The organism is Microbulbifer yueqingensis, assembly GCF_900100355.1.
GTDB classification, from domain to species: Bacteria; Pseudomonadota; Gammaproteobacteria; order Pseudomonadales; family Cellvibrionaceae; genus Microbulbifer; species Microbulbifer yueqingensis.
Map to the genome: position 1 here is coordinate 1 of NZ_FNFH01000003.1, position 12,610 is coordinate 12,610.

A 12,610-nucleotide genomic window follows, 5' to 3' on the forward strand; every position below is an offset into this window, starting at 1 on the left:
GTTATGCATCTGAGATCGAAAGCTAAGCTGGAGTAAGCATGAGGCGTCTTACACCATTAATTCATTTTATTATTGGACTAGGGGTTATCTTAATCTGGTATTTCTGGCCGCCATTCATCGGCTACGCACAGAAATTGTCCAATCATCTTTCGAAAATTTTCGGCGGTGAATTTCTGACATTTGTAGGCCCGTTCCAAATCATGTTTTTAGTGATGGGGCTTATTACAGGGTATTTATTCGGAAAGGCAGCTTTTGGTCTTGCTTTATTGCAAGTTTTACCTTCGTTTGTATTGTTTGGGTTGCTGAACTTCTCAGATGCTCCTTTTTACTTAAAACTACTTTACGGAGCTTCGCTTGTAGTCGCTTCATTGTTGGGTGCATATTTGGGCGGGGCGGTTCGTCCTAGAGGTCCAAAAAATGCATAACAAACGCAAGCAGGATGCTACGGCCCTTCGGGCCTCCGCGGGACGCCCAACGCTATGCACGTTTTGTGCGGGTCGCTGCGCTCCCAGTTTCGCACAAAACGTGCATAGCATTGGTCGCCCCTGTTGCGGGCGTTAGGAATCCAAATATGGCTGCGTATTCGTTTTTAGTACTGCCCATATTGTTAGCTTTAGGGGCTAGTATCCTTTTGCATAAGCTAAGAAATAGATCTTTGCTAATCACTTCAATCGGGTTTTGGATTATGGTTATCGGTGCACTCATTGATCTTTTCCTTCGTATTCACCTCAATACTTATACTAATCCCGCTGGCGTGTACTCAATGCCAAAGTATTTCGATATTTACAATAACCTAAGAGTGCTATTCGTAAACCTAGGTATATATATCGGCTCAATAGCATTCCTTGTCTTTTCGATCGGCGTTAGCAAAAATGGTACTGCAGGGTCCTAACAAGGTTGTTAAAAACCGTTCCGCTGCGCTCCACTGGACGCGGCATTCGCCGCGCCTTTTACAACGGCGTTAAGCGAGTATAAAAATGAACCAAAAGAAAATCGCAGAAAAAATCGTAAGGTATTCGGTGCTTGGTGCATCGACGTGGGTCTGTCTTCAGATAATTCTTACATTTGGTGTAGAAAAAAATCATTTTTCCAAATGTTCGCCGATATCTTGGGTGGCGGAACCGTTGGTGCTCTCGCTGGCTTAGCATTTTTCGTGGTGTTTGGAGCTATAGGGTGGGTATCGGGAGCAATCTATGGAGCGCTTGGCCTATTTTCGCTCATGGTGGGAGGCGCGCTAGGCGGTTTAGGGCTTGGTTCAGTAGTGCATATTTTCAGAAACCCGGACCAATACAACTTCAATTGGTGGGTAATTGTTCCAGGGATTGTTATTTCCTGTTTTCTAGTCCGGTATGTAACTCATAAGGTTATGGATCTTTACCATCAATATGGTCCTTCGATAGTAAACCACTTCCTAAAAAAGGGTGAGGAGCCAGACCCCGCTTAACAAAGCAATGCAGCCGACGTCTTACTTTGTGCACTTTTTGCACGGTCGCTGCGCTCCCATTTTCGTGCAAAAAGCACACAAAGTAAGCCGCGTCTGATTGCGGCGTTATATGCCTCCGAGGATCTGAGCAGTGTTGAAAAATGTTGTGATATCAATATTTCTACTAATTTCTAGCACTGCGATTGCTTGTGATGATCTACATATCCCTACAAAAATCGAGATACTTGGGCAGAATAAAGTACCAACTAAAGAAAATCCGATCATCTTACGAGTGATCGTGCCTAAAGAATATCAAGGTTGGGAGCTTTCTGGTGGCGCGTACATAAAAGGTGAAAGTCAAATACCATTTGCTAGTTTTACAGATGAAGATCCAAAGGTGGAAATTTTCGAACTTTTTGGAACATCGGAAATATTTTCTGGCAGTAAGCTAGCTTTAACTTACACACCTAAGCCAAGAAAGAATGAAAATGGTGAAGTCTTATATAGTTTGTGTGGCCACATTGAAGAAGTGGAGTGGGGCATATAACCAGGCCAGGCAGTACGCTCCGGCGCTGCGCGCCTCCGCAGGACGGCCTATGCAATGCGCTTCGCGCAAAAAGCGCTACGGCCGCCTCTGCTGGCAACGTTATGTGGAAAATCATTGGATCATGAAAACCACGATATTTTTGTTGATAGCGGCCCTGGCAAGTATTGACGCCAATGCTCAACATAGTTTGGCGCGTGAAATTCATAGAGTAGATTCAGAAAATGATATTTTAAGTGGAACCTATTCTCTTGAAGAACGTGAAAAACTATTTAATGCCAATAGCATTAAAGAAATTAAAGAAATTTTGAAAAGCCATGGGGATTTGGAGTATTTCTCAATTGCGGAAGCTGGAGAAATATATTTTGTAAGAAATAGCAGCTTTTGGAGTGGTGCAACTGGATCCTCTTATACAGGATTCTTGTTCGATGGAAATGATTCACACCTCATTGTACCGCCAAGTGAATCTCTTGGTGATATTATAGTATCTGTTCGATTAGAAAATAAAAATATTGTAATAATGAGTAAGTCGTACAACTCTGCCTTGCATCAGGAGGAAACCTGGAGGTGGATTATTAACGGAAATGAAATTAACTCCGAAAAAGTGAAGGGGTAGGATCCACATAACAAGCGCATGTTGATAGCCCACTGCGTGGGCTGGGACCTTCGTTCCGGTGCGCTTCACTCCGGCCCCAAATGCGGGCGTTATGTGTTCAATCAGAGGAAAATATGAATAAATTTTTAGATCGACATCTTTGGAAAATATCTCTGCCTTTGCTTCTTTTCCCGCTCGTAATGTCATTGACCGTTAGTTCCTTTGAGTTCTCGCTTACGTCTGAATTCGCAGATAACATTTTCTTTCTTCTAGCGATTGTCTATGGCGTAGTCACGTTTTCAATAATATTTTATGCGTTAGCTGTTTATGCGCCGAATCATTACCGAAGTTCAAGGAAAAAGGGAACTAAAAAACAGGGGCCTCTTGGCATCATGTTTGTGTCATTTATGTTGTCCGCGTTTTGTGGTTTCTATTTTTATCAATCCCAAATAACTCTGGTTGGTGCAATTTATTCTGATTTTGTTGGCGTAAAAGAAGTGAAGTTCGCTGAGCTTAAGCTCGTCCATAGAGTTGGAAAGAAAAAAGCACGGCTAGATTGTGCGTATAGATATGAAGGACCCGACTATTTAAGTAGAGTGTCTTCGGAATTTCCAGGTGATTTTCGCGTATGTGCCGGTAATGATATGCCGCCACAAAGCACAGTAAAGTATAAATTCGAGGTTTTAACTACTAATATCGGTTATCGAATAATTTCGGCAGAGCCCTGTAATGTTAGCAGTCCGGATGACCTTACTTGCGTCTAAATACACATAACAAACGCAAGCAGGATGCTACGGCCCTTCGGTCCTCCGCGGGACGCCCAACACTATGCACATTTTGTGCGGGTCGCTTCGCTCCCATTTTCGCACAAAACGTGCATAGTATTGGTCGCCCCTGTTGCGGGCGTTATGCAATAAAAATATGAAGATATCTGACGTAAAAAATAGAGATGTTTTTGAGGGGCTAGAGATTACCAATGAGGTGATTAAGCCTGTAGCTGAGAAGTGGGAAGATGGTTTAATTCGTAAGACAGATAATCTTCAACTAACGATTAAATCGGTGAGCAATAGAAAAATAAAAGACGTCATGGCATATCTATATTACTACGATAGCCAGGGGCAAGAATTAGGGCACGAGTTTGATATTACTGAATCGGACCCAGTGCTTCCAGATAGCACTTCTCGTGTTAGTTTTATGCTCATTCCGCCGAGCGGATTTTCATATGCAGAAATATCGATCAAAGCTCGCTTCGCTGAAAGGTATCAATTAATTTATACTATCGTTTGGCTGGGGATCGCAGCAGGGGCAGCGTATCTACTGTCGCTCTGGCCAAATGCATAACAAACAGCGGCAGAGCGACAGCCAACGCTACGCACCTTTTGTGTTACTCGCTGGCGCTCAAACATTAACACAAAAGCTGCTCCGCGCTGGCTGCGCCTGCGCTGGGCGTTAAAAGGATGAGGCTTTTGTGAAATCGCTCCTAAATATAGCTATTGCAGTCGCCCTCGGAATTATCCTGTTCGCTGGGACAATTTACTTTGGGCAATTCGGTCGAGGAGCTGCTCTTCTATTCAACATGGTATCCTACGGCATCATCTGCGCTGTTATTGCACGAACCAAGAACAGAAAAGGCTTTGGTTGGTTTTTCGTAGGTTTTTTTCTCGCGCTAGTGGGCGTTGCCTGGGCCCTCATGAAGGCACCCTTTTCGGCCCCTGCCGAGGAGGCTGTCTAATGTGGGGAGAGCAAACCTGTTTTAACAATCACATCAAGTACGCTCACTTCGTCCGACGCTCGCACCTCGCGCGGCTTATGTGAAGCGTTAAATTATGAAGCCAAAATTCATACTTATAACTAGCATTTTTATGCTCTCTGGCTGTGTAGCGACAGTAACCTGGGATGGATTTACTCCCTCAAAGAGCTACCAAATTACTTTTAAAGATCAAGATGAAAACCCTGTTTCCGGCGTAAGTGCTAGTTGCAGCGGAAATGGAGTATGGCCAAGTGAGAAAATTGCTCAAGAAATAAATGAAGCGTACAAAGAATCCGACCCAACTGGATTGCTAAAGTTATCGCATAGTGGGTACGAGGTGGGCGGCACCTATAATGAATTCGGTCCGCTCACCTGGGGTGGCAATGAGCACTGGAAGGTGTATTGCAAATTCATACATCGTGGTTCAATTATCAAGTCCGGGGAGTTGACCGAGTTCAATCAGCCAGTAGAAATCACGGTGCCAAAACTAATTTAACAAAGCAATGCAGCCGACGTCTTACTTTGTGCGCGTTTTGCACGGTCGCTGCGCTTCCATTTTTGTGCAAAAAACACACAAAGTAAGCCGCGTCTGATTGCGGCGTTATGTGCAACATAAAAAGGAAATAGGATGAATAAAATATTTTTTTATGTGGTTGTAGTTCTGTTGTCAGCTACGTCGTCGGCAAAAGAATCAGAATTTGATGCCAAAAAATTTGCAAATGAATACTTTCAGGCTTTTGTAGCCACTCAAAGGCCAAATGCTAAGCCAGAAGATATTGAAAATTATCTATCCTTACTAAAGGATGATGTAGGGAGTCAACATATACCATTTGATACTGATGACTCTCGAATGCCAGACGGTAAAGCCAGGATACGTAAAGGCATGACGTACTATTTAGCCTCCCGTGATAAGTACAAAGCTGAGCTTATCGATATAGTCTCATTTGGCAAGAGCGGCGTGGCACTCCGCTACAAGCAGGAAGCAAGCGGTGTACATCCTGACAGCGGTAAATACAACAGTTACAGCAACCAAAGGCTAGAGGTTTTAGAGCTAGAGGACGGCAAAGTTGCTGTCATACGTATTTACAACGTTGAGTAGACGGCACATAACAAGCGCAAGCAGTTTGTTCCGGCCTTTCGGTCCTCCGCGGGACGGCCTACGCTACGCTTCGGCCGCCCCTGTTGCGAACGTTATGAGGTCAACACGAGTGAGCGATGAGGATATAAAAACGGCTGTGTGTAAGGAGGCTCTTTCGATTCTCCTTGATGGCCGTGGCGCACTCGCTCCGGAGCTATATGATTCAATAGAGGCCCAGTTGAAATATCTTATAGATTATTTCGAAGGTCGGTCTGTCGAGAGAAGAAGGCTATTTGATCTCACTATTGGGCATTATGTCGTGCGGGAGATCGATCCAAGAGAAGCGAAGCTAATTGATGCGCTCAATAAAGCTTTTTATGTGGCCGTCCAGACCAGAAAGGGCTTGAAAATTGACCGTAAGCTCCTGGGATAAAACTCATAACAAGGCCAAGCACGCGATAAGCGCGTGCTTGGCAACGTTAGGTGATCACCATGCTATTTCGAGTTCTACTCATCTTATTGTCTACGGTCTCGTGGGGGGGGTGCAAAGCGGCGGAAGTACACCACTTCGTCCATGAAGAGACGGAGTCCGACCGGAAAAACTTGCAATGGTCAAAATCCGACCCAAAACTAGGTTCGGAGCTCACGGTAAACGAGCTACCATATTTTGTAGTAGATTTCCATAGATTCTGGCCTGGATATTCAGCCACAGCATACTTGTATGTGATTCAAAGGGATAAAGACCCGCTCAGACTCGAATCGATTGAGGTCAAATCTGAAGAAACTGGTGAAGTGCGTGAGGTGGCGATAGACATAAATACTTCACCGAAGAAATTGGAGAATGGTCTACATCTATTCCGTTATCGTATTCTGGATGCCGGTTCCTCGGGACAGTTCTCTGAAGCGCGTAGCCTTCAGGTGCGGCTAAATTGGATTGACCGTGCCGAGGCAAAAAGATCGACCGAATTTGAACTAGAAAAAAAAGTAAAGAGCGAAGTCGCGTGGCCAACGTAATAGCGCCTAACAATCGCAGGCACAGCGATGGCTTTTCGGCTGCGGCTTCGCCTTCGCTGCAAAACCACGCGTGCTGCGGGCGTTAAAGGCTCAGGGGCGTTTTCAGTGAACAAGGAAGATCTTTCCCCAGAGGACCAGGCCTACTACAAGCGTTTTGAGGTCAAGCCGCTGCGGGTATTGCTGTATTTTTTGGCAGTGATTTACTTGGTGTTTGTTTACTCGGTTGGTGGCTCACAGTTCAGCGGAGGTTTTTTCAGCTGCGCGGTTGGGACCTTTATTCTGATTCAGGGTGTCGATCTCTCACAAAGAAGACTGATCGTCATTGGAGGGATCCTGACAGCTGTGAGCAGCTTACAGACGATATCCTCGGCGTTTTCGTGACTACCGAGAGCTGACTGAAAAACCTTTAACAAATAGTTGTAGTACGTTTCGGGCCTTTCGGCCCTGCACCGGACGCTCATTTCGCTGCACAGCACCAGCGCCGCTAAACAAGAGAGTTGTATTTCTTAAACCTCAATCAAGGAAGATCATGAGAGTATCGATATTCCCTCTAGTCATTCTCTGCCTGTTCATGGGCTTTACCTTCTGGGTAATGACGGGCGCCGAGCAGTCGCTTCTGGCCTTTGGAGCTCAGCTGATATCTAGTCCGGATACCGCCCAGGTTGTTATAGATCTCTACATTCTCGCCGTGTTGGCTTGTGTTTGGATGTACCAAGACGCAAGAAGTCGCGGGAAAGGAGTGGGCTATGTCATACCATTTTTCCTACTGACAGCTGTATTTGTATCTGCAGGCCCGCTGCTATATTTGGTGCTGCGTGGTGGACGCGAGCCTGAAGCCGAAGCCAGCAAAGTATAATCCACCGCATCAGTCGCGGCCGATGACCGCCGGACGCCGCTGTCGTGGCGCCGCTGTGCTCAGCGTTATGCATCAAGGAGGCATTGAGAGTGATTTCACATTTGACATTAGGTACCAATAATCTCGATGCTTCGGTCAAATATTATGATCAGATTTTAGGGCTTCTTGACGCTAAGCAAGTGGCAAAAACAAGTGATGTTGTGTTTTATAAATTTCCAAACTCAGACACAAAGCTGGCTATTGCTAATCCTTATAATGGCGATTATGCAACATATGGCAATGGTACAATGGTTGCGCTGAAGGTCGCGAGTGAGGAAGCCGTGCGAGATGTTTATCAATTAGCCATAAGACTAAATTCCAAATGTGAAGGTCCTCCGGGTCCTAGAGGCAATGGAGCTTATTTTGCGGCGTATTTTCGTGATTTAGATGGAAATAAGCTAGTTGTCTTTCATAGAAATGACGATGAAAATCCATTACGAGCGTATTAAGAGCGAACGCAAAATACGTGGCTTATTTTAATTTTTATGAAGAAACTAAGTGCTATACCTGTAATGTTGGCCGCTGTTCTCAGTGTAATTCCTTGGGAATACTGCGTTGCAGGACGTGCAATGGGATTTCCATATCCTTTAGTGTTCCCATCACATGACGAAACTGGACTACTCATCTTCGAAATCAGCAAGCAGTCGCATAACATCATCATTAGCCCTTTTTCATTTTTGGGCAACTTAGCGGTTTCGGTAATAATTTGCGGTTCATTCATGGCTCTTTATTCTGTTTGGCAGAAATTAAAATGTAACAAGAAAAGGCAGCCGCGCGAATAAATGCGCCTCGGCTTTAGGCGTTAGGTGTAAGACTTATCCACCAACGAACAGTAGATATTCCGTATAGTTGTGAAGATCAACGTAGGGGAATCTAGTATGGGAGATTGATCGATGACTTTGCCAATATGGATGCTGCTCGGCTTCGCCGCGTGGACCGTGTTCCTGCTGCTGTTTACAGTCGGGGTGTATCGCTGGAGTCGTATCCTTACGGGACGGGTGCCCATTCGGGAATTCCGGGCCGATCAGGTTGAGGGGGATGACTGGTACCGCCGCTCGATGCGGGCCCACGCGAACTGTGTGGAAAACCTTCCTGTATTTGGCGCGATTGTGTTTTCCCTGTATGTGAGTGGGGCCGGAGGCTTTCTCGTTGACTGGATTTCGATAATCATTCTGGCCGCGCGCATTCTCCAGTCACTCGTACATGTGGGGTTTACCCAGACCAATTCCGTGGTGGCGGTGCGTTTTGCGTTCTTTTTTCTCCAGATTGTCGGTTTCGTGGCACTGATGGTTATGGTTATCCGCCATGCGGCGTCGGTATCCTGATGTATGGCAGCTTTCTCTACCGGGGAGACCTAGCGCGGCCGTCCAGGCAGAGGCGCCATAGACGCGGATTGTTATCTAGACTCTCTGGGGTTTGAAACAGTTATGAGTTAAGAGGGTCCTAGGGCAGGCCGGGGATGGCAGGATAGCAATATGGACGAAAGTTCCTCTCCAAGGGAGGGTTCGCGCCTGGTTCTGGCCCTGGCATACATCGCCTTGGCGGCCTGCGTGCTGGTGGTTCTCTCTGACGTGATCGGCTGGCTGGTGGTGGACCGTCACAACCCAATTACCGAGACGATCAGCACCCTGGCCATCGGGAAATATGCCTGGATCCAGGACCTCGGCCTGGACATCTTCGGAGTTGGACTGATTGCCGCCGCGATCGCGCTGCTGCGCTGGGATTTCGGCGGTTGGCGTCGATGGGTCTCAGCTGCACTGTTACTGTTGATCGCCGGCGTTATTTTTGTGATCTCTGAATACAACCAGTATCGCGGTTATGACGATTTTGGCGGCAAGGTGCACCGGGCATGTTCCTTTAGCCTTTATGCCCTGGTCTTCCTGTTGGCTATTTTCCTGGCGTTCGAGCTGCGAGAAATCGGCCGCAGGTATTTCCTGTTCAGCCTTAGCTTCGCCGGCCTGTGGCTGGTCGGCGGGCCCCTGTTTATGTTTCTGGTGCCGACCACTGTGGATGGGGCGGTGGAGCGACTGCTGGGGCTTGCCTTTGTCTCCTGGGTGGCAATGCTCGCCTGGCTGTTGCTGCTTATCGGCCGCGGCGGAGACGGTAGGTAAAAGCCGAGCGCCTGCGTCCTCCGCTCTCGCAGCAATGTTCAGCCGTGCGATTCCGCACTCGCTCCCGCTCCCGCCCGGCGCCACTTCAGCACTATCACCGTCAACGCCGGCAACATGGTCAGTGTCACCAGCGTCGCCCCGATAATTCCCCCCATCACAATCACGCCCACCCCCCGGTAGAGCTCCGTGCCCGCACCGGGCAGGAACACCAGCGGCGCCAGCCCGCAGACAGTGGTGATACTGGAAATGGCGATGGGCCGCAGCCGCGAACTCACGGCTTCTTCCACGGCGGCTACCGCTTCCATGCCGTCCTCGCGCACATTGTCGATTGCCCGGTGCACGATCAGGATGGGGTTGTTGACGACGGTGCCCATCAGGATCAGGAAGCCCAGCATCGAGATCATGTCGAAGGGCTGGTGGAAGCCCTCCAAGCCCATCCCCCGCAGGGTGGCGCCCACCAGGTTGAGCAGTGCCAGCCCGGCAATGCCGCCGGCGATGCCCAGCGGGATGGTGGTCATGATCAGCAGTGGATAGCCCCAATGGGAGAAGATGGCGACCATCAGCAGGTAGACGATCAGCAGGGCCACTACGTAGTTGCTGCCCAGCGCGGCACGGGTGGCATCCAGCTGGTCGGCGGCGCCGGAGATGGTCAGGCTCACGCCGGCGGGCACCTGGCCGGTGTCGCGCAGGTGTTGCACCAGCTGTGTCTTGACCCGCTCGACCCCGGTTTCCAGGGCCACCGAGCGCGGCGGGATGATATTCAGGGTCACCGTGCGGCGGCCGTCCACGCGGCGGACTGTGGCGGTGTCCACGGTCTCCCGCACTTCGGCCAGTTCCGACAGCGGCAGTACCTGGCCTATCGGGGTGTAGACGAACAGCTGCTCCAGGGTATCTACCGTGGCTGCCGGTCCCTCGCGGTTGTAGAGGTACATGTCGATCTTGTCGTCGTCCAGGAAGAACTCATTGACGAAGGCACCGTCGGTAAGCGCGGCCACGGTAAAGCCGATATCCACCGCGCTCATGCCCACCTCGGCGGCGCGGTCCCAGCGGGGGCGCACCTGCAGCAGGGGCTGCGACAGTGAGAGGCTGGAAGGGCGGGTCTGGATGCTTGGGTCTTCGAAAATTTCCTCGGCGCGGTCGTAGGCGGCGCGGGCCACCTGGTAGAGGTCCGCCAGGTTGGGCCCGGAGATATCCAGGTTGACGCTGCGGGTGCCGCCGTCATTGCTGCTGATAATTGAGCCGCGCGCGGCGAAGGCGCGCATGCCGGGATAGCTCTCGTACTTGCGTACGATGGCTGCCATCAGCTCGTCGATATGCGCCGGGTCCTTGCTCTCGGAGATAATGCGCAGGCTCTGGGGCGAGACGCGCAGGTTGAGGTACTTCATCGCCGGCACCTCGGTTTCGCCGCGCTCGAAGGCCTCCGGTTGGTCCTCCACGAATGGCAGGAAGTACGCCTGGATCTCGTCCGCAATGCGCTCCATGGTCTCGAGGTTGTAGCCCGGCGGGGCATTCATGGTGGCGAAGGTCTTGGCCTCCTCGCCCTCGGGCAGGTATTCGGCGGGTGGTGTGAGAAGCAGGGCAATGGCCAGGCTCAGTGCCACGGTGATGCCGATGCAGTAGAGGCGTCGCGCCGGAGTCGAAATCAGCCAGCTGATACGGTCCAGTACGCCATTACGCAGCCGGCTGTGGGCGATGGCCCCGCTGGTGGATCCCTTGAATTTCAGTCGCGCGCTGGCGGTGGGAATCACGGTGATGGCCACCAGCATCGACATCAGGATAGAGGCGGAAACCGCGATGGCAATATCGGAGTAGAGCTGTCCAGCTTCCTCGACGATAAACACCACCGGCAGGAATACCATTACCGTGGTGAGGGTGGATGCGAGCACCGCCGGCCACACCCGCTGCACCCCCGCGACGGCGGCCTGCAGGCGGTTGAGTCCGCGGCGGCGCTCCAGCTCGATGCTCTCCAGCACGACGATACTATTGTCGAGCGTCATGCCGATGGCAAAGGCCACCCCGGCGAGGGAAATCACATTGATGGTGCGCCCGGCCACCAGCAGGCCGATGAAGGCGGCGATGGTACAGATGGGAATGCCCACGACTCCCAGGGCGGTAGCACGTACGGAGCGCAGGAACAGGTACATGATGGCGGTGGCCAGCAGGGCACCGATGGCCAGGTTCTTCCACACATTAAGTATTGATGCCTGCACATAGACCACGTCATCGGCGGTCAGCTCCAGCACCATACCGGCGGGTTCCAGGATTTCAGCGTTGATGCGCTCGACCTCCCGCATCATGGCCCGCTTGATGGCGATGACGTTGGAACCACTCTCACGCCTCACTGCCAGGGTGATTACCGGTCGGCCGTTTACATAGGAGTTGCTGCGGATCTTGAAGTGGTCGAGCTGCACCCCGGCCACATCGCCGAGACGCACGATGCCGTCGCCGTCGCGCCGCAGTATCAGGCCGCGCAGCTCTTCGAGGTCATCGAAACGGCCCAAGGTGCGCAGCAGGTAGCGGCGCTTGCCGCTCTCCACCTCGCCACCCGAAATGTCCCGGTTGCGCTCGGCGATGGCCGCGCGCACGTCGCCCAGGGTCAGGTTGCGCTGGGTCAGCCGCTCGGGAAACAGGCGAATCTGTATCTGCCGCTCGGCGCCGCCCCACACGTCCACCTGGGCCACGCCGGGCACGCCGGACATGCGCGGACGTACATTGTCCTCGATATAGTCCCGCATCATGTCCATATCCAGCTTGCGGGGATTGCCGGGCAGTGGCGAGACACGGAAGTACATGAAGGAATTGGATGAGAAGGAGGTGGCGTAAACCTGGGGCTCGTCCACATTCTCCGGGTAGGAGGGCACCTGGGTAAGCGCGTTGTTGACCCGGATCAGGGTCTCGGTGATATCCACCCCGAACGGGAATTCCAGTTCGATTTCCGCCGAGCCCAGGTTGGCGGTGGAGCGCAGCTCCTGCAGGTAGGGAATATTGCGCAGGTATTCCTCCTGCTCGATGAGGATCTCCTTTTCGATGTCCTGCGGTGTCGTGCCGGCCCAGCGCGTGACGATGGTGACGGTGCGCACTTCCAGGTCGGGGATCATCTGCACCGGCACCCGTAGCGCGGCGACGATGCCGAGGATGGTGACAATCAGCACGCTGACCGTAACCAGGATACCGTTGCGGATAATGCCCTCGAACACGGC

The 12,610-nt window shown here is 51.1% G+C and carries 15 protein-coding genes; 14 read left to right on the forward strand and 1 reads right to left on the reverse strand.

Features of this window, described 5'->3' with window-relative positions:
* Positions 1 to 38 precede the first annotated feature (38 nt).
* The 14 genes from BLT26_RS16225 to BLT26_RS07255 all read left to right on the forward strand — a co-directional run bounded on the left by BLT26_RS16225 (position 39) and on the right by BLT26_RS07255 (position 9,410).
* The gene (locus tag BLT26_RS16225) at positions 39 to 425 is read left to right on the forward strand and encodes a hypothetical protein (protein ID WP_139169430.1); all 387 of its coding nucleotides are present in this window, start codon (positions 39 to 41) and stop codon (positions 423 to 425) included.
* Between the two features lie 1,149 nt (positions 426 to 1,574).
* Positions 1,575 to 1,970 carry a hypothetical protein gene (locus BLT26_RS16230; protein ID WP_139169432.1) on the forward strand — a complete coding sequence of 132 codons (396 nt, stop codon included), beginning with the start codon at positions 1,575 to 1,577 and terminating at the stop codon, positions 1,968 to 1,970.
* A gap of 121 nt (positions 1,971 to 2,091) precedes the next feature.
* A complete protein-coding gene (locus BLT26_RS16235) occupies positions 2,092 to 2,583 on the forward strand; it encodes a hypothetical protein (RefSeq protein ID WP_139169434.1) in 492 nt (163 codons plus the stop codon).
* 113 nt (positions 2,584 to 2,696) lie between these two features.
* Entirely contained in the window at positions 2,697 to 3,326 is a 630-nt protein-coding gene (locus BLT26_RS16240; protein WP_139169437.1) for a hypothetical protein, read from the forward strand.
* Positions 3,327 to 3,483: 157 nt separating this feature from the next.
* Entirely contained in the window at positions 3,484 to 3,903 is a 420-nt protein-coding gene (locus BLT26_RS07215; RefSeq protein ID WP_091511196.1) for a hypothetical protein, read from the forward strand.
* A gap of 485 nt (positions 3,904 to 4,388) precedes the next feature.
* Positions 4,389 to 4,808 (forward strand): hypothetical protein, encoded by a 420-nt coding sequence (locus BLT26_RS16245; RefSeq protein ID WP_139169438.1) that lies wholly within the window; start codon positions 4,389 to 4,391, stop codon positions 4,806 to 4,808.
* 132 nt (positions 4,809 to 4,940) lie between these two features.
* Positions 4,941 to 5,411 (forward strand): nuclear transport factor 2 family protein, encoded by a 471-nt coding sequence (locus BLT26_RS07225; RefSeq protein WP_091511202.1) that lies wholly within the window; start codon positions 4,941 to 4,943, stop codon positions 5,409 to 5,411.
* Positions 5,412 to 5,520: 109 nt separating this feature from the next.
* Complete coding sequence (locus BLT26_RS07230; RefSeq protein WP_091511208.1) at positions 5,521 to 5,823, forward strand: immunity protein Tsi6 family protein; 303 nt, start codon at positions 5,521 to 5,523, stop codon at positions 5,821 to 5,823.
* A gap of 59 nt (positions 5,824 to 5,882) precedes the next feature.
* Positions 5,883 to 6,404 carry a hypothetical protein gene (locus BLT26_RS16250; protein WP_139169439.1) on the forward strand — a complete coding sequence of 174 codons (522 nt, stop codon included), beginning with the start codon at positions 5,883 to 5,885 and terminating at the stop codon, positions 6,402 to 6,404.
* A 105-nt stretch (positions 6,405 to 6,509) separates the two neighbouring features.
* Positions 6,510 to 6,785: a hypothetical protein gene (locus BLT26_RS07235; protein WP_139169441.1), complete on the forward strand. Its 276-nt coding sequence runs from the start codon at positions 6,510 to 6,512 to the stop codon at positions 6,783 to 6,785.
* A 148-nt stretch (positions 6,786 to 6,933) separates the two neighbouring features.
* Positions 6,934 to 7,260 (forward strand): DUF2834 domain-containing protein, encoded by a 327-nt coding sequence (locus tag BLT26_RS07240; RefSeq protein WP_091511214.1) that lies wholly within the window; start codon positions 6,934 to 6,936, stop codon positions 7,258 to 7,260.
* Between the two features lie 89 nt (positions 7,261 to 7,349).
* On the forward strand, positions 7,350 to 7,748 hold the full coding sequence (locus BLT26_RS07245) for a VOC family protein (RefSeq protein WP_091511217.1): 399 nt from the start codon (positions 7,350 to 7,352) through the stop codon (positions 7,746 to 7,748).
* Positions 7,749 to 8,192: 444 nt separating this feature from the next.
* Positions 8,193 to 8,624, forward strand: a complete 432-nt coding sequence (locus BLT26_RS07250) for an MAPEG family protein (protein ID WP_091511220.1) — start codon at positions 8,193 to 8,195, stop codon at positions 8,622 to 8,624.
* Between the two features lie 150 nt (positions 8,625 to 8,774).
* Positions 8,775 to 9,410 (forward strand): DUF998 domain-containing protein, encoded by a 636-nt coding sequence (locus tag BLT26_RS07255; protein ID WP_091511222.1) that lies wholly within the window; start codon positions 8,775 to 8,777, stop codon positions 9,408 to 9,410.
* 38 nt (positions 9,411 to 9,448) lie between these two features.
* Here BLT26_RS07255 and BLT26_RS07260 read toward each other — a convergent pair whose 3' ends face one another.
* Entirely contained in the window at positions 9,449 to 12,607 is a 3,159-nt protein-coding gene (locus BLT26_RS07260; protein WP_091511225.1) for an efflux RND transporter permease subunit, read from the reverse strand.
* Positions 12,608 to 12,610: the final 3 nt, after the last annotated feature.

Coding starts and splice junctions, on each gene's coding strand:
- BLT26_RS16245 (WP_139169438.1), top strand. CDS start 4,389: ATGAAGCCAAAATTCATACTTATAACTAGCATTTTTATGCTCTCTGGC.
- BLT26_RS16250 (WP_139169439.1), top strand. CDS start 5,883: ATGCTATTTCGAGTTCTACTCATCTTATTGTCTACGGTCTCGTGGGGG.
- BLT26_RS07215 (WP_091511196.1), top strand. CDS start 3,484: ATGAAGATATCTGACGTAAAAAATAGAGATGTTTTTGAGGGGCTAGAG.
- BLT26_RS16240 (WP_139169437.1), top strand. CDS start 2,697: ATGAATAAATTTTTAGATCGACATCTTTGGAAAATATCTCTGCCTTTG.
- BLT26_RS07240 (WP_091511214.1), top strand. CDS start 6,934: ATGAGAGTATCGATATTCCCTCTAGTCATTCTCTGCCTGTTCATGGGC.
- BLT26_RS07250 (WP_091511220.1), top strand. CDS start 8,193: ATGACTTTGCCAATATGGATGCTGCTCGGCTTCGCCGCGTGGACCGTG.
- BLT26_RS07225 (WP_091511202.1), top strand. CDS start 4,941: ATGAATAAAATATTTTTTTATGTGGTTGTAGTTCTGTTGTCAGCTACG.
- BLT26_RS16225 (WP_139169430.1), top strand. CDS start 39: ATGAGGCGTCTTACACCATTAATTCATTTTATTATTGGACTAGGGGTT.
- BLT26_RS16235 (WP_139169434.1), top strand. CDS start 2,092: ATGAAAACCACGATATTTTTGTTGATAGCGGCCCTGGCAAGTATTGAC.
- BLT26_RS07255 (WP_091511222.1), top strand. CDS start 8,775: ATGGACGAAAGTTCCTCTCCAAGGGAGGGTTCGCGCCTGGTTCTGGCC.